This is a genomic window from Aeromonas aquatica (assembly GCF_000764655.1).
Classification (GTDB): Bacteria; Pseudomonadota; Gammaproteobacteria; order Enterobacterales; family Aeromonadaceae; genus Aeromonas; species Aeromonas aquatica.
In genome coordinates this window covers 16,972-39,386 of the sequence record NZ_JRGL01000124.1, presented here as the reverse complement: position 1 = coordinate 39,386, position 22,415 = coordinate 16,972, and the positions used below count along the sequence as shown (strand labels likewise).

General features: G+C 61.8%; 22 protein-coding genes. 7 read left to right on the top strand and 15 right to left on the bottom strand.

The features are described 5' to 3' along the window. Nucleotides 1-168: 168 nt before the first annotated feature. From LG30_RS0116490 to LG30_RS0116475, 4 genes are all read left to right on the top strand, one after another. Nucleotides 169-549, top strand: a complete 381-nt coding sequence (locus LG30_RS0116490; protein ID WP_033131791.1) for a VOC family protein — start codon at nt 169-171, stop codon at nt 547-549. A gap of 229 nt (nt 550-778) precedes the next feature. Further along, entirely contained in the window at nt 779-1,030 is a 252-nt protein-coding gene (locus tag LG30_RS0116485) for a hypothetical protein (RefSeq protein ID WP_033131790.1), read from the top strand. A 184-nt stretch (nt 1,031-1,214) separates the two neighbouring features. Then, nucleotides 1,215-1,589: a hypothetical protein gene (locus LG30_RS0116480; protein WP_033131789.1), complete on the top strand. Its 375-nt coding sequence runs from the start codon at nt 1,215-1,217 to the stop codon at nt 1,587-1,589. A gap of 230 nt (nt 1,590-1,819) precedes the next feature. Beyond that, nucleotides 1,820-2,617, top strand: coding sequence for a CPBP family intramembrane glutamic endopeptidase (locus tag LG30_RS0116475; protein WP_081966225.1), 798 nt, complete (start codon nt 1,820-1,822; stop codon nt 2,615-2,617). Between the two features lie 111 nt (nt 2,618-2,728). Here the strand turns inward: LG30_RS0116475 and LG30_RS0116470 are convergent, their stop codons facing one another. Further along, entirely contained in the window at nt 2,729-2,941 is a 213-nt protein-coding gene (locus LG30_RS0116470; protein ID WP_033131787.1) for a hypothetical protein, read from the bottom strand. 282 nt (nt 2,942-3,223) lie between these two features. Here LG30_RS0116470 and LG30_RS22190 point away from each other — a divergent pair, with 282 nt between their 5' ends. Next, a complete protein-coding gene (locus LG30_RS22190) occupies nt 3,224-3,853 on the top strand; it encodes a hypothetical protein (RefSeq protein ID WP_152599348.1) in 630 nt (209 codons plus the stop codon). Between the two features lie 66 nt (nt 3,854-3,919). Here the strand turns inward: LG30_RS22190 and parC are convergent, their stop codons facing one another. The 11 genes from parC to nudF form a co-directional block, all read right to left on the bottom strand. Next, nucleotides 3,920-6,214 carry a DNA topoisomerase IV subunit A gene (parC, locus tag LG30_RS0116460; RefSeq protein WP_033131785.1) on the bottom strand — a complete coding sequence of 765 codons (2,295 nt, stop codon included), beginning with the start codon at nt 6,212-6,214 and terminating at the stop codon, nt 3,920-3,922. 83 nt (nt 6,215-6,297) lie between these two features. Then, nucleotides 6,298-8,193: a DNA topoisomerase IV subunit B gene (parE, locus tag LG30_RS0116455; RefSeq protein WP_033131784.1), complete on the bottom strand. Its 1,896-nt coding sequence runs from the start codon at nt 8,191-8,193 to the stop codon at nt 6,298-6,300. 113 nt (nt 8,194-8,306) lie between these two features. Next, nucleotides 8,307-10,322: an FUSC family protein gene (locus LG30_RS0116450; protein WP_033131783.1), complete on the bottom strand. Its 2,016-nt coding sequence runs from the start codon at nt 10,320-10,322 to the stop codon at nt 8,307-8,309. 1 nt (nt 10,323) lies between these two features. Continuing rightward, nucleotides 10,324-11,190, bottom strand: a complete 867-nt coding sequence (locus LG30_RS0116445; RefSeq protein ID WP_033131782.1) for an efflux RND transporter periplasmic adaptor subunit — start codon at nt 11,188-11,190, stop codon at nt 10,324-10,326. Then, the gene (locus LG30_RS0116440) at nt 11,183-11,404 is read right to left on the bottom strand and encodes a DUF1656 domain-containing protein (RefSeq protein ID WP_081966224.1); all 222 of its coding nucleotides are present in this window, start codon (nt 11,402-11,404) and stop codon (nt 11,183-11,185) included. Before LG30_RS0116440 ends, LG30_RS0116445 begins: the two co-directional genes overlap by 8 nt. A 118-nt stretch (nt 11,405-11,522) precedes the next feature. Beyond that, nucleotides 11,523-11,924: a GFA family protein gene (locus tag LG30_RS0116435; RefSeq protein WP_033131781.1), complete on the bottom strand. Its 402-nt coding sequence runs from the start codon at nt 11,922-11,924 to the stop codon at nt 11,523-11,525. 32 nt (nt 11,925-11,956) lie between these two features. Further along, nucleotides 11,957-12,580: an NUDIX hydrolase gene (locus LG30_RS0116430; RefSeq protein WP_033131780.1), complete on the bottom strand. Its 624-nt coding sequence runs from the start codon at nt 12,578-12,580 to the stop codon at nt 11,957-11,959. A gap of 2 nt (nt 12,581-12,582) precedes the next feature. Then, nucleotides 12,583-13,170 carry a YqiA/YcfP family alpha/beta fold hydrolase gene (locus LG30_RS0116425; protein WP_033131779.1) on the bottom strand — a complete coding sequence of 196 codons (588 nt, stop codon included), beginning with the start codon at nt 13,168-13,170 and terminating at the stop codon, nt 12,583-12,585. A 13-nt stretch (nt 13,171-13,183) separates the two neighbouring features. After that, on the bottom strand, nt 13,184-14,002 hold the full coding sequence (gene cpdA, locus LG30_RS0116420; RefSeq protein WP_033131778.1) for a 3',5'-cyclic-AMP phosphodiesterase: 819 nt from the start codon (nt 14,000-14,002) through the stop codon (nt 13,184-13,186). Nucleotides 14,003-14,028: 26 nt separating this feature from the next. Beyond that, entirely contained in the window at nt 14,029-14,469 is a 441-nt protein-coding gene (locus LG30_RS0116415) for a DUF1249 domain-containing protein (RefSeq protein WP_033131777.1), read from the bottom strand. 101 nt (nt 14,470-14,570) lie between these two features. Further along, nucleotides 14,571-15,212, bottom strand: a complete 642-nt coding sequence (gene nudF / locus LG30_RS0116410) for an ADP-ribose diphosphatase (RefSeq protein ID WP_033131776.1) — start codon at nt 15,210-15,212, stop codon at nt 14,571-14,573. A 308-nt stretch (nt 15,213-15,520) separates the two neighbouring features. Between nudF and tolC the strand changes: the two genes are divergently transcribed. Continuing rightward, entirely contained in the window at nt 15,521-16,846 is a 1,326-nt protein-coding gene (tolC, locus tag LG30_RS0116405) for an outer membrane channel protein TolC (protein ID WP_033131775.1), read from the top strand. Between the two features lie 115 nt (nt 16,847-16,961). On the opposite strand, the gene hldE is transcribed toward tolC, so the two are convergent. Further along, a complete protein-coding gene (gene hldE, locus LG30_RS0116400; RefSeq protein WP_033131774.1) occupies nt 16,962-18,389 on the bottom strand; it encodes a bifunctional D-glycero-beta-D-manno-heptose-7-phosphate kinase/D-glycero-beta-D-manno-heptose 1-phosphate adenylyltransferase HldE in 1,428 nt (475 codons plus the stop codon). 300 nt (nt 18,390-18,689) lie between these two features. On the opposite strand from hldE, the gene lpxL reads away from it, so the two are divergent. Further along, nucleotides 18,690-19,613 (top strand): LpxL/LpxP family Kdo(2)-lipid IV(A) lauroyl/palmitoleoyl acyltransferase, encoded by a 924-nt coding sequence (gene lpxL / locus LG30_RS0116395; protein WP_033131773.1) that lies wholly within the window; start codon nt 18,690-18,692, stop codon nt 19,611-19,613. A 64-nt stretch (nt 19,614-19,677) separates the two neighbouring features. Here the strand turns inward: lpxL and LG30_RS0116390 are convergent, their stop codons facing one another. Beyond that, complete coding sequence (locus LG30_RS0116390; RefSeq protein ID WP_033131772.1) at nt 19,678-21,657, bottom strand: bifunctional 2',3'-cyclic-nucleotide 2'-phosphodiesterase/3'-nucleotidase; 1,980 nt, start codon at nt 21,655-21,657, stop codon at nt 19,678-19,680. Between the two features lie 127 nt (nt 21,658-21,784). Beyond that, complete coding sequence (gene lysE / locus LG30_RS0116385; RefSeq protein ID WP_033131771.1) at nt 21,785-22,405, bottom strand: L-lysine exporter; 621 nt, start codon at nt 22,403-22,405, stop codon at nt 21,785-21,787. Nucleotides 22,406-22,415 lie beyond the last annotated feature (10 nt).

Below are 22,415 nucleotides of genomic sequence, written 5' to 3'. Positions count from 1 at the left end.
ATGGCGGGTAGCAAATGTGCCCCGGCAGAAGCTGTCACTGCAAGCGCGGCCCATCCCATCCATCCTTATAACGCCCGGTCTGACCGGGCGTATTGCTATCCCGCCATATCGCCTGGCATGGGAAAAGGCGGGCTTGGACGGCGACACAGTTTTTCGGGAGGCGCATAGATGGAGCTGGACGACAAGAAACCCCTGGTGGGCGTGGCTCACGTGGTGCTGCAGACGGATCGCATGGCGGAGTCGGTCCACTTTATGCGGGCCCTCGGCATGAGGCTCCTCTTCGACGGGCCCGAGATCTCCGTTCTGGAGATGCGCGGCGGCACCCACCTGCTACTGATGCACAGCGATAAGGTCGTTGCGGGAGAGGCCCCCTTCGATCTGATGGTCGACGATCTGCACGACAGCCACCGGCGCCTGAGCGCCCTGGGGCTGGCGCCCTCCCCCATAGAGGCACGCCCCGCCATCGCGCACGAGCTCTTCACCCTGCGCGAGCCCGCCGGCCGGCTCATCACCATCTTCTCCAGCCATGCCTCCGGCAAGCCCATATAGAGGAGCCACAGACTGCATCCTCCTGTTTCATTGCCCTCTTCGCCCATAGAGGACTGAGCGCCGCCTCCCTCGTGCGGCATCCGCCCCGCCAGGACCCCTGCCGGCAGATCCACCCACAATGAGCTAACCCCTTGGTATAATTGGCCTACAGACTGTCAGGAATATAATGAATTCTTCCTACAGGCAGCAGGGGCCAGGCGTGAGCAGAAAACCCGACCGTATCACCGCGATGCAGCAGATCATCGATGCCGTGAAGCAAGAATTCCCGCTCTATCAACCGGATACCTTCAAATGCGGGCCGAACAACACCTGCATCGGCTGCCCCAAGAAGCTGATGGAGCTGGTGGATACGGATCTCTGCTACTGGCAATATCAGATCAATCGCGGCATCCCGCCCAGCTTCGACGAGCTCTATCGTTTCGGCAAGATGTGCAAGAACATCCGCCGGGCGCTGGTGAAGAATGGCCGGATCCCCGCCTGAAATTTTATAAACATCTGCCCTGTTGTGATTTCACAGATCGTTTCATCTACCAGGGCGAGGAATACCCGGATTGGGTAAGGCAGAGCCGATAATTTGCAATAAAATAGACGGGTCTCCGGTCCAGGATTAAGGGCCCCTCAAACGGATCAGGCCATTCCCACATCTCAGTTCAGGAGGAAACGTCATGACTCAGGAAAGGATCCAGACCCAGTATCGGCTCGCCGGCCCCTTTGCCACCCAGGCCGAGCTGGAACAGGCGATCGCTCAGGCCATCGCGGCCCACAAACAAGACTTCTTCCCCCTGCTGGAGCGGCTGGTGGATGAGGGCAATCCCGCGGTCAACCTCAGTCAGGAGCACCCGCCGCAGGTGCTGCGCATCGAACTCGCTCAAGACGGCACCCAGGGCCTGGCCCACCTCAGCTACGAATCCAACTTCTTCGAGTGCTGCCTGATCGTCAACGAATATGAGCAGCACCAGACCAGCCTGCCCTTTAGCCTGGAAGGGGATCAGCTGATTTTCGATATCGAGCTGCCCATCAAGTGGAATTTCAATAATTAAGGCTTCGGCGGTGCAATAAGCGCAGCGTATTGCACCGGCAACATAGGTGAAATCGATGGGGCGCCAGTCATGGTGCAGCGGCCGAATGAAATGACGGCCTGGAAGGCAGGTGCTCCGCAATAACAGCTTGATGATTGGCCGTTAAATAAAGAGGCCGACGTGGCCACTCAGGTGCCCCACTTGGTGTAGGGTTGTCTCCATGCCAACTGAATGAACTATCGGGGGTCAGCATGGGTGAGCAGCAATCAGCAGCAATGCCGGAATTGAACGACGGTGATTACTATGGCGTCGAGCGTAGAAGTGCCGGAGACTTCCCCTTTTATCGCCAATCCCCAAATGCCTTGTCTGGCCGCAGCTGGGTGCTGATCCTGCTGGGGGTGGTGCTGGGTTTTGCCGTGCTGACGGCGCACATAGGGTTTTATAAAACCACGGCGGGCGGCTTTGTCCCCGCCATCCTGTTTCCTCTCATCCCCCTGGCCGTGCTCGCCATGGTGGCGGGGAAGGCATGGCGATCGCTGTTTCGAACGCCGACGGGGCGGGATGTCCTCTTGATGCTGGCGATTTCCGGCGTCAACATCCTGGTCTCGGTCGCCGTTGCCTTGGTACTGCAGCACCTGTTCAAGATGAGTGAAAACCCGGTCAACGCCATGCTGGCAGAAGCCTCCAATACGGCGCGCATCCTCTTTTATGTAAAAACGGCGCCCCAGCTCTTCGGCGAGGAGGTGGTCTCCATACTGCCTTTTCTGGCCATCCTCTGGTTTTGTCACACCAAGCTCAGCCTGAGCCGCAAGTCCGCCATCATCACCGCCTGGCTCTGCACCGCCCTTATCTTCGGGGCCATGCACCTGCCCACTTATGACTGGAATTTTCTGCAATGTTTTCTGGTGATCGGCACGGCCCGCATAGTGCTGCTCAGTGGCTACATCATCACCAAAAATATCTGGGTATCGACCGGCGCGCACATCATCAATGACTGGCTGCTGTTTACCATCATGGTGCTGCTGCATGGTGGCCAGGCTGGCATATAAGAGCAGCGGGGCATGATCACAAGAAAGGAGCCCTGACGGCTCCTTTTTCCATTACCCCGTCCACAGAAAAGGCGAGACCCTTGCCTCGCCTTTGCCTGCGTCAGATGGGGATCAGGTGAGATAGTAACGCCACGACCTGCTCGGCTCTGCATAGCCGACCCGGATGCAGAAAGGGGCAAGTTCATGATTGGCCTGCTCCAGGCTGAGGGTCTGGTGGGCATCCTCCCGACACCACTGCACGAACTCGTCGCTGTTGAAGCTGTAGTGATCCCCGTGAAAGGCCCCGTGAGCCTCGATAAGCCCTATGGCTTTCTCCGTTTCCATATTTGACCTCCTGGCACTGTGCTGCTTCCTTTAAGCTTAGCGAGTGGGGGTGACTGGCGGGGCCTGAATGTCAGCGCCGTTGGCACTGTGGCGAAAGGTAAAAAGGGAGAGAAAGGGCTGCCAGTGGGGCTGGTGATAACAGGTACTCACGAATAACGGATTACGTTTCGCTAATCAAATCAACGGCCCTACATTTTTTAGAAATCACCTTTATAAATGCGTAAGCTCATTTAAACTGTCTCCACTCGCTAATTCAATCCCAAGAGCCAACTAGGAAGCCTCATGCAGAATGATATACTGATAAACAATTTGCAAAGCTTGTTTCAATTATTCACGGCAATTTACTTCATTGCAGAATGGGTTAGCGTAGAAAGAATTATAGAATACTATAGGAGAAGGCACTCCAACAAATTCAGATATCGACTTAAAGTTAAAAAGGGATATTCTAAAGATTTGAGTGACCTATTCTCTGGTTATGAGGAAGATGCTTGGTATCCTTTTTCAATTTCTCATCCAATGGGAAAGGTTAATTTTCTTAGAAAGGTTTGCTTGCTTTTTTCTACGGTATGCTTTGTTGGGCTAATATTGTCATCCATGAACACAGGCTGGATGCTTAGCCTGAATTGTTTTATCGCAATAGTGCTCGCTTTGTTAATCCCTTTCTATATTGCTTTATTTAAAGTGATTATCCCATTGGAACGAGACTACAGAAAAATCACATCGTCCATTGATAAGATATTGCATGAGGTTGAAGTCAAAATTGAGCAGTACATGTCAATCCATCCTGAGCCATCTTTGTGGTTCACTCTCGACACTAACAGCTCCGATGATAAAGCAACTCAATTTAAAAGACATATGGAGTCTAGAAGAATGTATTTTTCTGAACTAGAAAAACACATGAGAGAAAATTGAAATAATTTAAAAAAAATCTCATCAATTAAAATATAAGGGAGCGAATAATTCGCTCCCTTATATTTATTACCCTTCCAGATTTTCCCCCGCTGCTGGCTCGGCACCGGCGGCGGGTTCAATCTCGATACGATCGACCCGCTGCAAGCCTCTTGGCAGCTTGGCGCCGCGGCGGCCGCGCTCGCCACGGTAGTAGTCGAGATCCGAGGGCTTGAGGGTCAGCTTTCGCTTGCCGGCAAACAGGGTGACATATTGCCCCTGCGGGATAATGGCGGCCATCACCATAAACTCTTCCCGCGCCTTGACCCGCGCCGACGGAATGCTGATGAGCTTGTTGCCCTTGCCCTTGCCGAGCACCGGCAGTGTGCTGAGCGGGAACAGCAACATGCGCCCCTCGTTGGAGATGGCCATGCAGAGATCGGTCTCTGGCGAACCAATCTTCTGGGGTGCCATCACCAGGCCCCCTTCCGGCACCGTCAGCAGCGCCTTGCCGTTCTTGTTCTTGCCAATCAGGTCGTCATATTTGCAGACGAAGCCGTAACCGGCGTCACTGGCGATGAGGTAAGGCTCGCCCTCATTTCCCATCACCAGATGGCGCACCTCTTCCCCCGCCCCCAGGGCGAAGCGACCGGTGAGCGGCTCCCCCTGACTGCGAGCGGAAGGCAGGGTGTGCGCCTCCAGGGAATAGGTGCGCCCCAGGCTGGAGAGGAAGACCGCCTGCTGGTTGCTGCGGCCGCAGGCGTGGGCCAGATAGCCATCCCCCGCCTTGTAGGAGAGGCCTTCCACGTCCACGTCATGGCCCTTGGCGGCCCGCACCCAGCCCTTGTCGGACAGGATGACGGTCACCGGCTCGCTCGGGGTCAGCTCTTTCTCGGTCAGCGCCACTGCGGTGGCACGCTCCACCAGCGGGGTGCGGCGATCGTCGCCGTACTTCTCGGCATCCGCCAGCAGCTCTTTCTTGAGCAGAGTGTTGAGGCGACGCTCCGAACCCAGAATGAGTTCGAGTTTGTCGCGCTCCTCGGCCAGCTCTTCTTGCTCGGCGCGCAGCTTGAACTCTTCCAGCTTGGCCAGATGGCGCAGTTTGAGCTCGAGGATCGCCTCGGCCTGGGTCTCGCTGATGTTGAAACGCTCCACCATCACCTTGCCCGGCTCATCCTCGGTGCGGATGATCTCGATCACCTCGTCGATGTTGAGGTAGGCGACCAGCAAGCCTTCGAGGATGTGCAGGCGAGCCAGCACCTTGTCGAGACGATATTGCAGACGGCGACGCACCGTCTCGCGGCGGAAAATGATCCACTCGGCGAGGATCATCTTGAGGGTCTTCACCTGGGGTCGGTTGTCCAACCCCAGTATGTTGAGGTTGACCCTGTAGTTCTTCTCCAAGTCAGTGGTGGCGAACAGGTGGGCCATCAGCCCCTCCACATCCACCCGGTTGGAGCGGGGGATGATCACCAGACGGGTCGGGTTCTCGTGGTCCGATTCATCCCGCAGGTCGGTGACCATGGGCAATTTCTTCGCCACCATCTGGGCGGCGATCTGCTCCATGATCTTGGCGCCCGAGGCCTGATGGGGCAGCGCCGTGATGACGATGTCGCCATCCTCCTCGCTCCACACCGCCCGCTGCTTGATGGAGCCCTTGCCGGTCTCGTAGATTTTGCGGATGTCGTCCCGGGGGGTGATGATCTCGGCGCTGGTCGGGTAGTCCGGCCCTTGAATATGCTGCATCAACGCATCCAGACCGGCGTTTGGATTGTCCAGCAGCTCGGCGCAAGCATAAGCCACTTCCCGCGCGTTGTGGGGCGGGATATCCGTCGCCATGCCCACGGCGATGCCGGTGATGCCGTTGAGCAGTATGTGGGGCAGGCGAGCCGGCAGCACCACCGGCTCTTTCATGGTGCCGTCGAAGTTCGGCGTCCACTCCACAGTGCCCTGGCCGAGCTCGGAGAGCAGCAGCTCGGAGAAGCGCGACAGCCGCGCCTCGGTGTAACGCATGGCGGCGAAGGATTTGGGATCGTCCGGCGCACCCCAGTTGCCCTGACCGTCCACCAGCGGGTAGCGGTAGGAGAAGGGCTGGGCCATCAGCACCATGGCTTCATAACAGGCGCTGTCGCCGTGGGGGTGGTACTTACCCAGCACGTCACCCACGGTACGGGCGGACTTCTTGTGCTTGGAGAGCGCGGAGAGCCCCAGCTCGCTCATGGCGTAGATGATGCGCCGCTGCACGGGCTTGAGGCCATCGCCTATATGGGGCAGGGCCCGGTCCATGATGACGTACATGGAGTAGTTCAAGTAAGCCTGTTCGGTGAAGGCGCGCATAGGCTGGCGCTCTACCCCATCCAGACTGAGCTCGATAGCATCACTCATGTGATTTTCTCTTTCGGTTCGGGAGCCGCCACAGGGCGACTCCGGCTAAATGCTTGCTGGCCCGTACAGGACCAGCCGACGGCTTAGATGATGGCAAGGTTCCCCTTCTCCTCTAACCACTCCCGGCGATCCGGGGCGCGCTTCTTGGCCAGCAGCATGTCCATCAGTTGCAGGGTCTCGTCCCCCTCCTCCAGCTCGCCCATGGTGAGCTGCACCAGGCGGCGGGTGTTGGGATCCATGGTGGTTTCCCGCAGCTGTTTCGGGTTCATCTCGCCCAGACCCTTGAATCGGGTCACCATCACCTTGCCCTTCTTCTTCTCGGCCTCGACCCGCTGCAGCACGCCGTTCTTCTCGTCCTCGTCGAGGGCATAGAACACCTCCTTGCCGATGTCGATCCGGTAGAGCGGCGGCATGGCCACATAGACGTGGCCCTTGTTGACCAGGGTTCTGAAATGCTTAACAAAGAGAGCGCACAGCAGGGTGGCGATGTGCAGACCGTCCGAGTCCGCATCCGCCAGTATGCACACCTTGCCGTAGCGCAGGCCGGAGAGATCCTCGGAGTCCGGATCCAGGCCTATGGCCACAGAGATGTCGTGCACTTCCTGGGAGGCGAGTACCTGGCCGGCCTCCACCTCCCAGGTGTTCAGGATCTTGCCGCGAAGGGGCATGATGGCCTGGAACTCGCGATCCCGCGCCTGCTTGGCGCTGCCGCCCGCGGAGTCACCCTCCACCAGGAACAGCTCCCCCTGCATGGGGTCAGCGCAGTTGCAGTCGGTGAGCTTGCCGGGCAGGGCCGGGCCTTGCGTTATCTTCTTGCGCACCACAGTCTTGGCGGCGCGCAGCCGGCGCTGGGCGCTGCTGATGCAGATCTCGGCGATCTGCTCCGCCAGCTCGGTGTTGCTGTTGAGGAACAGGCTGAAGGCATCCTTCACCACCCCGGACACGAAGGCCGAGCTCTGGCGGGACGACAGCCGCTCCTTGGTCTGACCGGCGAACTGGGGATCCTGCATCTTGACCGAGAGGATGTAGGCGCAGCGATCCCAGATGTCTTCCGGGGTCAGCTTGACCCCGCGCGGCAGCAAGTTGCGGAACTCGCAGAACTCGCGCATGGCGTCGAGTAAGCCCTGGCGCAGGCCATTGACGTGGGTGCCACCGAGCGCAGTGGGGATCAGGTTCACATAGGATTCGGCCAGGCACTCGCCCCCCTCCGGCAGCCAGCACAGCGCCCAGTCCACCGCGGACTGCTCGGTGCTGAAGGCGCCGATGAAGGGCTGCTCCGGCAGGCAGGTGAACTGCTTGACCGCATCGATCAGGTAATCCTTGAGGCCATCCTCGTAGCACCACTCCAGCTTGATGCCGGTGTTCTTGTCGAGGAACTTGATGGTGAGGCCGGGACAGAGCACGGCCTTGGCCTTGAGCAGGTGCTCCAGCTTGCTGACCGAGAAGCGGGGCGAATCGAAGTAGCGCGCCTCTGGCCAGAAGCGCACCCGGGTGCCGGTGTTGCGACGGCCGCAGGTGCCGGTGATGGTCAGCTCCTGCACCTTGTCGCCGCGTTCGAAGGCGATGTCATAGACCTGACCGTCCCGGCGCACCGTCACCTCGACCCGGTCGGAAAGGGCGTTCACCACAGAGATGCCCACCCCGTGCAGACCGCCGGAGAACTGGTAGTTCTTGTTGGAGAACTTGCCACCCGCGTGCAGCTTGCAGAGGATCAGTTCGACCCCCGAGACCCCCTCCTCCGGGTGAATGTCGACCGGCATGCCACGGCCGTCATCGACAACCTCGAGGGACTGGTCTTCATACAGCGTCACCTCCAGGGTGCGGGCATGGCCCGCCAGCGCCTCGTCGACGCTGTTGTCGATGACCTCCTGGCCGAGGTGATTGGGCCTGGTGGTGTCTGTGTACATGCCGGGGCGGCGACGCACCGGTTCGAGGCCATTGAGGACCTCAATGGCATCCGCATTGTATTGAGTGGACATGGAGGGCCTTGCGAATTGACGTTTGGGGGGAATCTTAACCCTTGGGAGGGATTGCGACAAATACGGCGGCCACAAAGGGTGATCCAGAGGGGATGGCAGGGCGCGCTCCGGGTTCAGGGGGCGTCGGATGTCTCCGGCAGGGCCTGCAACAGCTGGGAGAGGGCGCTTTCGAGTCGCCATACCTGGCCCGCCAGCTCCCGCGCGGCCGGCTCCCGGTGCAGGGCCAGCCCCTGCTCGATGCGCCTGAGTTCGGCCAGGGTGAGGCCGAGGGAGTCGTGTTGCACGCCCCCCTCGGTGAGGATCCCCTTCAGGCAGCGGAGACAGCCGTCCCGCACCAGATAGAGCGCCGGATCCTTGCCTCGCCACTGGCGCAGCTGCCAGGCGATGTGGCTGCAGTTGAGCAGCACCACGCCCCAGCGCAACACCCAGAGCCGGGCCAGCTGATCCTTGCCCTGACTGAGCTGGCTGACCGCGTGGTAGACCCTGGACTCGAATTCGTGCTCGCTCTGGCGTGGGGAGGGCATCAGCTGATCCATGAAGTCCCGCCGCAGGCGGCGGATCAGGCGGCGGCTCTTGCGCCTGTCCGAGCTGGGCCTGAGGATCTGGAATCCCAGCCCGGCCACCATCACCCCCAGCATCTGGCCGAGGCTGCCGTTGATGTAGTCCTGGTAGTCGTAGCTCGGCGGGTTGGTGATGGCGAGGAAGGAGCCGAGCAGCACGATGAGCTGCCCCCACAGGGCCGCCGATGCCGGTCGCTGCTGCTTGAGCAACTGCATGGTCAGCAGGGTCGGCAACAGCAGGATGAGAAAAGGCCAGAGCGCCTCCAGGCGGATCATCAGGCCGAACTTGACCAGGAAGCAGCCGAGGCTGAGCAACACTATGGCCTGCAACATGGTGGTCACGCTCTTGAGCGGCGCCGGCACCGCCGAGTAGAGCACGCAGCTGATGGAGAGCAGAGTCAGCGCCGAGCTGCCCGAGCCCCACTGGGTCTGGAACCAGAAGATGCAGCCAAGCAGCACGCACAGCGCGGTGCGCCCGCCATTGTAGGCCGCCTCATAGCTGTCGGTGTGCATGGCGAGCGATCTCAGCCTGGGGGGGGCCGGCCAGCGCATCGGGAGACCCTCCTGTTGCGCCCCCGCCAACCGATCCAGCCAGCGCTGGGCCTCCAGATAGCACCAGCAGAACTGGCGCAGCCGCTGCCAGAAGGTGCGGGCGCGGTAATCCCCCGAGCGGGCCAGCGGTGCCAGCAGGCGGGCGATGCGCAGCTTGTCGCAGCCGGGGTCGGCGAGGGCCTTGGGCAGCGCCGCGAGCAGCTCGTCCAGTTCCGGCGGGGGAGACTCCCAGTTGTGCAGCAGGCGGCGTACCCCGGAGATGAGACCGATCATGCGCAGCTGGCGATGGAGCAGGTAGTTGAACAGCCGGTTGTGGCGCCTGAACCTGTGGTGGCTCCACATCGCCTGGATGCGCAACACGTTCATGGTGAGGATCTGGCTGATGAGACCCTGGTGGGCGTGGCGGACCTCGACGCCGGCCTGCTGCTGCCAGAGCAGCTGGGCGTGCTCCAGCAGGCGGCTCTGGGTCGTGCGCAACGAGCCGAGCAGGGTCTCCCCGTCCCCCGCGCTCGGCAGCAGCATCATCATGAAGGCGCCGCAGAGAATGCCGGTGATCACCTCGCTGACCCGGGCCTGGGCGATGTCGAAGATGTGCTGGGGATCGTCCACGTTGACGCAGCCGAAGGCGATGATGGCCGCCGTGTAGCCCGCCAGGGCGAAGGCGTAGGAGACGTTGTTCTGGTAGTGGTTGGAGGCGTAGGTACAAAACCCGAGCCAGAGCGCGATGAGGACGCTGAACAGCCAGGGATCGCTGAGCCCCAGCCCCGCTATCACCACCGCAGCCAGGGCGCCGGTGAGGCTGCCCAGCACCCGCCCCAGGCTCTTGCTGATGACGCCGCCAACGGTGGGAAAGCTCACCACGGCGGCGGAGGTCATGGCCCAATAGGGGGAGTCCAGTTGTAGCACGAAGGCCAGCCAGAGGGACAGGCACATGGCCAGCGCGTTGCGCAAGGCGTAGCGCCACTGGCCTGTGCTGGCCTGCCCCCAGGGGGTGCGGCGCCAGAGCGACACCCTCATCTCACTCCCCCAGAGTGATGGTGCAAGTCGTGCCCGCGATCAGGGCGAGCTCGGGCGGCACCTCCAACAGGCGGATCCGCACCGGCACGCGCTGGGCCAGCCGCACCCAGGGCACGTTCGGTTTGACGTCCAGCAACAGGCTGTCGCTACCCTCCAGGCTCTGATCGTGAATGGCGCGCCCCAGGCTCTCCACCTCCCCCTTGAGCACCTGATCCGTGCTGTAGAGCATCACCTCAGCCGGTCTCCCCACCTGGATATGCCTGAGCTTGGTCTCCTCGAAATAACCCTGCACATAGAAGGAGTGGATATCCACCAGGGCCACCAGCGGCACCCCGGCGCTGGCATAGTTGCCGACCCTGGCCTGCAGGTTGGTGATGTAGCCATCGCCTGCCGCCTTGATCGTCGTCTTGGTGAGCGACCACTTGGCCTGCTCCAGGTTGGCCTCGGCCACCTGATAGGCCGCCTTCATGGCCTGGGCGTTGAGGCGCGCCTCGTCGACGGCCTCGGCGGAGATGACGGTGCGGGAGAGACTCTGACGCCGGTTCGCCTCGTGCTCGGCCTTGTCCAGATCCGACCTGGCCTTGGCCAAAGTGGCGGTGGCGTTGTCCAGGGCGATCCGGTAGGGCTCGGGATCCAGGTTGAACAACACCTCCCCCGTCTTCACCAGCTGGTTGTCCCGCACCGGAATGGCCACTATCTTGCCCGAGACCTCGGGGGTGATGCTGATCAACTCGGCCCGCACCTTGCCATCCCGGGTCCAGGGCCCCTGCATGTAGTAGTTCCACAGCCACCAGGCCGCCGCCAGCGCCAGGGCACACACCAGCAGGGTGGAGAAGTATTTGAGGGTCGCGAGGGGTGATTTAGCCATGTAGCAATATCCATAAGGCGCCACTGACGGCGAGGACGAACAGGGAGAGATCCATCAACAGGGGGTGCCACACCTCCCCGCCGTAGAGCCAGTCACGCAGCAAATGGTGCACCGGCAGCCAGCCCAGCAGACCGAGCAGCACGGCCTTGAACAGCGGCGGGAAGTAGAGCGAGGCGCCCAGGATCAGATCGGGCAGCACTGAGGGGGTCGGCAATGGCGTGCTCCCTATGGTAGAGGAAGACAAAGGATCGGCGATAACCTGCCAGGGAGCAGGCCTGCCAAGATTAACACAGCCATTGGGCGTGCCACAGAAGCAGATGGCACCCGTTCGCTCAGGACGACCGGTCCGCCGGGTGGTTTATCCCGTCCCGCAGCGGCACCTCGCCGAGTTCGAACGGGTTGACCCCCTCGAGGCAGGCCATGTTGTAGCCATACTCGGCCGGGTTGGAGCGGCGTTGGTGATGGGTGTAGATGCCGCAGACACCGCAGAAGTAATGCTTGGCGGTACGGGTGTTGAACTGGTAGCAGCGCAGCACTTCCTCTCCCTGCAGGATGCGGATGCCCGCGAGCGGCACCGAGGCGACGATGGCGCCACGGCGCCGGCACAGGGAGCAGTCGCAGCGACGGGGATCCACCACCCCGTCCGGCAGGCTGAGCTCCAGCACCACAGCGCCACAATGACAGCTGGCCCTGTGTTGCTGCTGGATGAGGGTGTTGCCGATGCGCTTGATCATATGGCCTCCTTGCCACGGGATGGACTCCCGGATCAGTCGAACAGGGTCTCGCGCCGCCCCTGCTGCACATGGGCATGCAGGGTGCGCAGCTGGGAATCCACCACTCTGTGCAGGGAGAGCGCGGGCAGCGCATCGAGGGAGAAGTAGCCGGCGCCCTGGGTCTCGTTGGTCTCGCCGAGCAGTTGGCCCCCCGTCACCTCGCACAGGAAGAACGCCTTGTGGGCGTGGGGCAGCTGGGGCGGATGGGGATGCTTGTGCTTGTCGAACAGGGCCAGCAGCCGGACGGCGCGGCACTCGAGGCCGGTCTCCTCGACCACTTCGCGCACCGCGGCAGCGGCCGGCGAATCGCCGATGTCGCACCAGCCTCCCGGCAGGGTCCAGCAGCCGTCGCTGCACTCCTGCACCAACAGCAGCTGACCCGCGTCATTGAGGATCAGCGCCCGCACATCCAGCTTGGGGGTGGGGTAACCGCTATCGAGCGCTATCCAGTCGGCGATGGCCTTGGGATCCAGCTCGCTCTGGCTGGCGATGAGGGTCACCGTCGCCTCCCGCAGGGCTTGAAAGCGGCCGATATCGAAGGGGTCTTTGGAATAGGTGAGCCCGGCCTGGGCCGTGGCCAGCACCTGTTCCAGAAAGGCAGCCAACGGCGGTTGCATGGCTAGATCCCGAGGAAGCGAACTATCTGGGCGGGATAGCGCTCGAAGCCCTCGAAGGCGTGGTTGCCACCGCACTCCAGGGACAGGCGGGCGAAATGGTATTCGTCCAGCGCCTTGCGATAATCCAGCACCTCGTCCTCCTGCTGTTGCAAGATCCAGAGCCGCTCCGGCGCCGTCACCGGCACCGCCAGCGCCTTCAGCTCGTCCATGTGCGCTGGCAGCAGCTCGTAGCGCTCGTCGGTATAGGGATTGCACTGGGGACCGAGGTAATCACGCAACAGCTCGTGAGGGCGCACCGCCGGGTTGATCAGGGCCGCGCGGCAGCCGTACAACTCGCTGACCCTCGTCGCCATAAAACCACCGAGGGAACTGCCCACGGCGCCGAGTCGCAGCCCGTTACCATGACGGGCAATGGCCGCTTCGATAGCCTGCGCTATGGCGGCCCAGGCCGCCCCCGGGGTATTGGGCTGGGCCGGGATAAGCACTTCGATGTCGGGCCTGTGCTCGGCCACCCAGGCAGCCATCTGCTGCGCCTTGGCCGAGCCGGGCGATGAGTTGAAACCGTGCAGATACAGCAGAACCGGGGTCATGGTGGCGGACTCCTCAATACCCGGTGGCGTTGGGGTCGGGCACGAACTGCCCCACCGGCAACCGCCACACCTGGCTGGCAATGCGGCCATCCGGATGCAGGGTGAGATAGCGCCAACCCGGGCCGGACTCGTCCAGCGCGAAACCGTCGGACAGCGGCTTGAACTGGATGCAGGTAGAGGGGCTGGCGATGAGCCTCACCCCCTGGTGCACCTCGTCAAACTCCTGGTGCACATGGCCGAACAAGATGGTCTTCTGCTGCGGGTGACGGGCCAACACGGCAAAGAGGTCGTCGGCATTCTTGAGGTTGTGCTGATCCAGCCAAGCGCAGCCCACCGGCACCGCCTGATGGTGCAGGGCGATCAGGGCGTGCCGTTCGGGATGCTGGCGCAGGGCACTGTCCAGTGCCGCCAGCTGGTGATCGCCGAGCAGGCCGTGGGGTTTGCCGCGCACCTGGGTATCCAGCAGGATCACCTGCCAGTGATCTCCCACCAGTTGCTTGGCTTCGCTGATCCCGGCCGCATGCAAGTATTCGGTCATCAGCGGGGCGTCATCGTGGTTGCCGGGCAGCCAGTAGATGGGGCGCGCCAGGGTCGCCATCATGGAGGCGAAACGCTGATAGGATTCCGGGCTGTGATCCTGGGAGAGATCCCCGGTCGCCAGGATCAGGTCGAACGGGTGCTCGTTCGCCTGCACCTGCTCCAGCACGGCGGCCAGACTCTCGGCGGTGCGCACGGCCAGCAGCCGTCCCTCGGCACTGGCGAAGAGATGGGTGTCGGTAATCTGTAACAGGCGCACACTGCCGTCCTGCGCCTGGGGTAGCTCTGTTTCCAAAATCACGCTTCTTTTTATGAGTTCGACTAGAGGATGTTAATCGGGCTGGTGCCGTGTTTGAGACAAAATTTTAGCCAGTCGGCCAGAAACAGATTTACCTGCTCTTTTTCATCCCTGTGGTGCATTTTTTTATTGGGATAATCATAACGTGGTTGCAACATCGAAATCTGTTGCGCGGCACACACTTCCGCCATCCGCACATCGTGATACAAACGAATCTCGATTCGAGCCTGCAAGTAGCTCGGCAACTCGGGATTGTGCTGGGCCAGGATCACCTGACTGGTGAAGCGGCTCTCCTCGCTGACGCTGAGCCCAAACTGCAGGCCGTTACCGACCTGATAGCGGCGCTCGGCCCCCACTGTGCCCCCCGGTGGCAGCAGCTTCATCAAGGCCATATAGTTGACCTCGCAGGTCCGCTGCAGGGACTTCAAGTCCGGAACATGGCGCTTGGCGGATAATACGGACATGTCAGACCTCCATCAGCCAACGATCATGCCAACTGACCTCGCAGGTCCGCTGCAGGGACTTCAAATCCGGGACATGGCGCTTGGCGGATGATACGGACATGTTAACGATCCGCCAGCCAGCGGGCCTGCAGCTCGCCGTGGTTGAGGGCCAGCCACTGCAGCGCGATCACGGAGGCGGCATTGTCGATCCGCCCCTCTTTCAGCCAGGCATAGGCCTGCTCGCGGCTCACCACGTGTACCCGGATGTCTTCCCCCTCCTCCGCCAGGCCGTGGATCCCCCCGGCCTTGCTGGCATCGACCTCGCCGACAAAGACTTCGATCCGCTCGGTGCTGCCGCCCGGGCTCACCATATAGCTGATGGCATGCTCGCAACGACCCACCTCGAGGCCGGCCTCTTCCACCGCTTCGCGGCGCACCACGGCTTCGGCGGTCTCCCCCTCGTCTATGATGCCGGCCACCAGCTCCAGCAGCCAGGGGGTGGGGCTGGTCTCCATGGCGCCGATCCTGAACTGCTCCACCAGCACTATCTGATCGCGCACCGGATCATAGGGCAGCAAGGCACCGGCGTGACCCCGTTCGAACAGCTCGCGGACGATGGGCTCATTCCAGCCACCGGCAAATAACCTGTGCTGCAGACGGTAAACATTGATCTTGAAAAAACCGTTGTATCCAGATGATTTAGCGATGATTTTCACATCGTCACCGGAATAGTGGCTGGTTTGAGGCAAGGCTTGCTGTGACATACGACGCTCCTGCCGGCTTGACTTGGCTAGGTTTGACCATAATATTCGGGAACATGAATGAACATTCATTCACTCGTTCTCGCCGACGATGAGGGATGGATTTTAGCAGCCACAGGACATTTGGCTAGGCGCGTTGCCGAGAAAAACGCCCCTGTTCCTTGACGTTCCCGTTACTGGAAAAGAGACAGTTCGCATTAAATTCTGCTTATAGTAGAGTGGTTAAGCTGAAATCAAGCTCGGTCGGTGACAATCCCCCCTCTTCAGCCAGCGGACAGCTTTGGGTTGATAAATAAGGTTAAAACAATCATATGAAAAGAACACTCTTGTCAGTCATGGTGATGCTGGGTGTGAGCTCCGGTGCTCATGCCGAAAACCTGCTCGAGATTTACCAACAGGCCCAGATCAAGGACACCCAGCTGCTGGAGTCCAAGGCGAGACGGGATCAAGCCTTCGAGAAGATCAACGAATCACGCGCCGCCCTGCTGCCACAGATCAACCTGGGTGCCGGCCTGAACTATCTGCAGAACAAAAACGACACAATGACCAACAGCGGTGCCACCGGCTCCGTCACCCTGGATCAGTCCGTCTACCGCCGCAGCAACTGGGTCAACCTGGACCTGACCGAGAAGAGCGCCACCCAGTCTGACGTTGGCTACAACCTCGAGATCCAGAACCTGATGCTGCGCACCGCCCAGGCCTATTTCGACGTGCTCAAGGCGATGGATACCCTGGAGTTCGTGCGGGCCAACAAGGTCGCCGTCGAGCGTCAGCTGGAACAGACCCAGCAGCGGTTCGAAGTGGGCCTGACCGCCATCACCGACGTGCATGAAGCCGAGGCCGAGCGTGATCAGGCGCTGGCAGACGAGATCAATGCCGAGAACACCCTGGACAACAGCTACGAGAGCCTGCGTGAGTTGACCGGTATCGATCACCGCCAGCTGGACGTGCTCAACACCGCCCGCTTCGCCCCGCAGAAGACGCCGTTCAACTCCGACAAGTGGCTGGAGCTGGCCCTGGACAAGAACCTGGAGCTGCACAGCGCCCGTATCGGCAAGGACATCGCCAAGGAGCAGATCGATCTCGCCAAGACCGGCCATGAACCGACCCTGGATCTCGGCGCCGGCCTCACCGCCGGCTACAACGACTACAAGGACGAGATCCGCAACCCGGACAGCAACAGCAATCAGGGCAACATAGGGCTGAACTTCAACCTGCCTATCTACACCGGTGGCGCCACCACCTCCCAGGTCAAGCAGGCACAGTTCAACTACGTGGCCGCCAGCGAGCAGCTGGAGCGCAGCTTCCGCTCGGTGCAGAGCACGGTGCGTTCTTCCTACAACAACGTCAATGCCAGCATCGGCTCGGTACGCGCTTACAGCCAGTCCGTCATCTCTGCCGACAGCGCCCTGAAGGCGACCGAGGCCGGTTACGAGGTCGGCACCCGTACCATAGTCGACGTGCTGGACTCGACCCGCAAGCTGTACGAAGCCAAGCAGAAGCTCTCCGAAGCGCGCTACAACTACATCCTCAGCATCCTCGCCCTCAAGCAGGCCGCAGGCACGCTGGAGCAGAAGGATCTGGAAGACGTGAACCAGGGGCTGGTGCCCGCCGCCCAGGTAACGACCAAGTCCTGAGCCTGACTCACGACATGCAAAAGGCGACCCAAGGGTCGCCTTTTTGTTGTCCGCGGGTGCGCGGCGATAACCGCCGTGCACAGCCCGGCCTTGGCCGGGTTTTCGCTACCGGAGCTTAACCGCGCTCGCGGATGGTCTTGATGATGTCGCTGGTGGAGCAGCCATCCTCGAAGTTCAGCACCCGCACCTCACCGCCGTTGGCGGTCACCTCGGCGTAACCGGCGATCTCTTCGGGCTTGTAATCGCCGCCCTTGACCAGCAGGTCCGGCAGGATCTCGGCGATCAGCCGTTGGGGAGTATCCTCGGCGAACGGCACCACCCAGTCCACGGCGCCCAGCGCCGCCAGCACCGTCATGCGGCGCTCGGTCGGGTTGACCGGACGACCCGGTCCCTTCAGGCGACGCACGGAATCATCGGTGTTGACCGCCACGATCAGGCGATCCCCCAGCTTGCCGGCGTTGGCCAGATAGGAGACATGACCGGCGTGCAGGATGTCGAAGCAGCCGTTGGTCATCACCACCTTCTCGCCCCGCAGGCGAGCCGCCCGCACGGCGACCTTGAGCTGGGCCTCGGACATGACGCCAAAGCCGGTCTCCTGCTCGGTGTAGAGCGCGTTGGCGAGTTCCACCGGGCTGACGGTGGAAGTCCCCAGCTTGCCGACGACTATGCCGGCGGCGGTGTTGGCCAGGGCGCAGGCCTCGTCCAGACTCATGCCGGCGGCCAGGGAGGTGGCCAGGGTGGAGATGACGGTGTCACCGGCACCTGTCACGTCATAGACCTCGTGGGCCTGGGCCGGCAGGTGCAGCTCGGGCTGGCCCCGGCGGATCAGGGTCATGCCATTCTCGGAGCGGGTCACCAGCAGGGCGTCCAGCTCGAAGCGCTCGACCAGTTCCAGTCCCTTGGCGACCAGCTCGTCCTCGCTCTTCACCTTGCCCACCACGGCCTCGAACTCGGACATGTTGGGGGTCAGCAGGGTGGCACCACGATACTTCTCGAACTCGGTCCCCTTGGGATCCACCAGCACGGGAATGCCGGCGGCGCGGGCGCGCTTGATCATGCCCGGTACGTCGTTGAGGGCACCCTTGCCATAGTCGGAAAGGATCATCACGTCGGCCTGGGGCAGGGCCTGCTCGACCTTGCCCATCAGCAGGCTGGCGTCGACGTCGTGGAAGGCCTCTTCGAAGTCGAGGCGCAGCAGTTGCTGGTTGCGCGACAGCACCCGCAGCTTGGTGATGGTCGGGTAGTCGGTCAGGCGCACGAAATCACAGGCAACCTTGACCCCCGCCATCTGGCCGGCCAGCGCATCGGCGGCTTCATCCTGACCGGTCAGCCCCAGCAGCACGGCGTGGGCGCCGAGTGCGGCGGAGTTGAGGGCCACGTTGGCGGCGCCACCCGGGCGCTCCTCGATGTGTTCAACCTTGACCACGGGCACCGGGGCCTCGGGGGAGATCCGGCCGGTGGGGCCATGCCAATAGCGATCCAACATGACATCGCCAACGACCAGAACGCGGGCTTTTTCAAATTCGGGCAGGGTGATCTTCATCTGTATCGGCTCTCAAAACCTGAAAAATTCAGTCCCGGATTTTATCACACTCTTTTATAGGGTGTAGAAAAAGCAAATCTGTCGTTTCCAGTGGGAAACCCATAGTGACAGTTCCTGCCATGCCAATCAGACGCCGGCGACCCCTCTGACCAGATGAGGCAATTCGCACCCGCCCCCCCTTTTCGGATAGAATCCTCAAATTGCGCGTCAAGTTATCCGAACGGGACATCCGTCTGCCTGTGTCTTTCCCCGTTCGGCTTGGCACCCTGCTGATTTGCGATTGAGAACAAGAGACTCTTCATGGCCCAAGAACATGCTCCCCGCCTCGAACCCCGTCTGTTCCATCCCCGTTACTGGGGCAGCTGGTTCGGTCTGTGCCTGCTCTGGCTGCTGGTGCTGCTGCCCTGGCGCAGCCAGATGTGGCTGGGGCGCCAGCTCGGCACCCTGGCCCGCAAGCTGTTGAAATCCCGCGTCAAGATTGCCCGTCGCAACCTGGAGCTGGCCCTGCCCGAGCTCAGTCGCGACCAGCGTGAGACCCTGCTGGTACAGAACTTCGAGAGCGTGGGCTGCGCCATCTTCGAGGTGGGCATGGCCTGGTTCTGGCCGGACTGGCGGGTGCGTCGCCTGATGAAGGTGGAAGGGGAAGAGCATGTCATCGCGGCCGCCGAACAGGGTCAGGGCATGCTGCTGCTCTCCTGCCACTTCCTCACGCTGGAACTCAATGCACGCTGCTTCGGGCTGGTGCGGCCCGGGGTCGGCGTCTACCGCCCCAACACCAATCCGGTGCTGGAGTATGCCCAGTACCATGGTCGCTGCGCCTCCAACAAATACCTGGTGGACCGCATGGATGTGAAGGGGATGATCAAGGCGCTGCGCAACGGCGACGCGCTCTGGTACGCGCCGGATCACGACTACGGTTCCCACGCCAGCGTGTTCGTGCCCTACTTCGCGGTGGAGCAGGCGGCCACCATCACCGGCACCGCCACCCTGGCCCGGGTCAAGAACACCGTCACCCTGCCCTGCTACAACATCCGCACCCAGGAGGGTTATACCCTGCACATAGGGGCGCCGCTGGACGGCTACCCGAGCGGCGATGATATGGCCGATGCCAGCCGTGCCAACCGGGAGATCGAGTCCGCGGTGCGCCGTGCCCCCGAGCAGTACATGTGGCTGCACCGACGCTTCAAGACCCGCCCCAACCCGGACGACGCGGGTTTCTACTAAGGCCCCTCCCCAACGAAAAAGCCCTCGCACTGCGAGGGCTTTTGCTATCTGCGGTTCGCCACCATTATTGGCGGATCAGGCGGTAGATGGCGTAGCCGGGGTGCTTGGCGTCATCCATCGGCAGGGTGGACTGGTAGGCCAGATCCGCCCCCGCCAAGGCCTTGGCCTCGGCACTCGGTGAGGAGTAGAGCCGCACGTCCACGCCGGCGGGCAGCGCCTTCATATGCCAGTTGTTGTTGGCCGCCGGGCTGAAGCCGCCCGGATTGTCGGCGGACTGGGACTTCAGGTACTGGGCGATGATCTCCCGCGTCTCGAAGGGATCTTCGTGGACTATGTTGCTGCCATCTATGCCCGGGAAGTGACCGCCGCCGCTGGCGCGGTAGTTGTTGGTCACCACGTAGAACTTCTGGGCCGGATCCACCGGCTGGCCGTTGAAGGTCAGGCCGCTGATGCGCTGGCCGTCGCTCACCTTGGCGCCTTCCTTGCTGTAACGGGCCGGCTGGGTGATGTCCACCTCGTAGCTCACCCCGTCGATCACGTCGAAGTTATAGGTCGGGAAGTTCTCGTTCACCAGCCACTGTACCCCGGTCTGACTCGCGTCGATCCGGTTGAACTGGCCCGCGCTCATCTCCAGCCACTCCTTGACGGTGGCACCGTTCACCTCGACCACCTGCAGGGTGTTCGGGTAGATGTAGAGGTCGGAGACGTTGCGCAGGGAGATGTCGCCCTGGGCCACATAGGTGAAGTCATTGATGCCGTTGCGACCACCGCGGAAGGGGGCCGCCACCGACAAAATGGGGTAGGACTCCTTGAGCAGACCGTCTTGTTGCAACTGCTCGGCGTGCTTGCGCTGGGCATCGCTCACCAGCTGGACGGAGGGATCGTCCTGCACCAGGGCGAAGAAGCTGTGGATGGGGGAAGTGATCTTGCCAAGCGGCTCATCCAGCCATTGGTTGGTGGCGTCGTGATCCGCCTGCACCAGATCCACGACCTGCTGATCCACGGCGCTGCCTTCGCTTGAGTCGATCTTGCGCAGGCTGGCCTGGCTCTGCTTCACCTGCCACTTGCCATCCACCTGCTCCAGCTTGAGATCGATGATGCCGAGGTGGTTGCCCCAGTAGCCGGGCATCACGGTCGGAATACCGCTCAGGGTGCCGGCCTGGTTGTCCACCTCCGGCAGATCCGGGAAGTCGCCGGGGAAGTTCTTGTGGGCATGTCCCAGCATCAGGGCGTCGACTCCCTTCACCTTGGCCAGATGCCAGGCGGAGTTCTCCATCATGGCCTCGTAGCTGTTGGCATTGATGCCGGTGTGGGCGACCACTATCACCAGATCGGCGCCCTTGGCGCGCAGCTCGGGCACGTAGTGATTGGCGGTCTCGACCATGTCAGCCACCACCACTTTGCCTTCCAGGTGGCGTTTGTCCCACTGCAGCACCTGGGGCGGCGTCAGCCCCAGGATGCCGACCTTGACGGTCTGGGACTGGCCCTTGTCATCCGTCACCTGACGATCCAGCAGCAGGTAGGGGGTGAACTTGTTGCCGCTCCAGTCTACTTGCCCCTTCGCATCACGCTTGAAGGCGCCGGCCTCGAACACGTTGGCGTTCACATAGGGGAACTTGGCCCCCGCCAGCACCTTGCCGAGGTAATCCAGGCCGTAGTTGAACTCGTGGTTGCCGAGGTTGCCGGCGTCATAGCCGAGCTCGTTCATGGCCTTGAACACGGGGTGAGCCTGTTTCTCGAGGTAGCCGGCACCGGACTGCTCGAAGATGTAGTCCGCCAGCGGCGTGCCCTGGATCAGGTCGCCGTTGTCGAGCAGCAGGTTGTTGGGGTTTTCGGCGCGGGCCGCCCGGATCAGCAGGGCGGTGCGGGAGAGGCCAAACTTGCGGTCCTCCTTGTTCTGGTAGTAGTCATAGCCCAGCACGTTGGAGTGGATATCAGAGGTCTGGATCAGGCGCAGGGAGACGGTCCCCGGCTGCGCCTTGCTGTCGTTGTCACTGCTGCAGGCAGACAACAGCACGATGGTTGCAATAGCACCTAGCTTCATAGTTTTATTCACTGTCTTTTCCCTATTATTATGAGTAACGCTTTACCAGCGACGGGAATTTAACAGACGAATATGTCAGCAGATGGCACCGACATTAATTTTTATGAAGCGCGGCACATAAATAGTCTTATGAGACCATGAGCGCCCCCCTCGCCAGCTGCAACGCCAACCCCAGCATGACAATACCGACAACCATATCAATGGCTTGCTGCACCCTGCCCCGGGCAAGCCAGGGAGACAACGCCGCCGCCCCGAACGCCAGACTGTAGAACCACACCACGGACGCCAGCATGGCCCCCGCCGCGAAGGCCGGCCGCAGCGACTCGGCAAACTGGCTGCCGAAGGAGCCCAGCAGCATCAGGGTATCCAGGTAGACATGGGGGTTGAGCAGGGTCACCCCGAGGGTCATGGCCAGCACGCTCTTGACCCCCATCAGCTGGGGGGAATCCGCCAGCTTGGCCCCCTGCCCGCGCCAGGCGCTGCGCAGGGAACGAATGCCAAACCAACCGAGAAACAGCACGCCCCCCCAGGTCAGCAACGCCAGTCCGACGGGGCTGGCCGCCAGCAGATTGGCCCCGCCGAATACCCCAATGCCGATCAGCACGAGGTCGCACAGGCAGCAGAGCGTGGCCGCCAGCAGGTGGTGGTTGCGATGGATGCCCCGACTCAGCACGAAAGCATTCTGGGCGCCGATGGGGATGATCATGGCGAGGCCGAGGGTAAAGCCTTGCAGTGTGGTCGCGAGCATGGAAAAAACG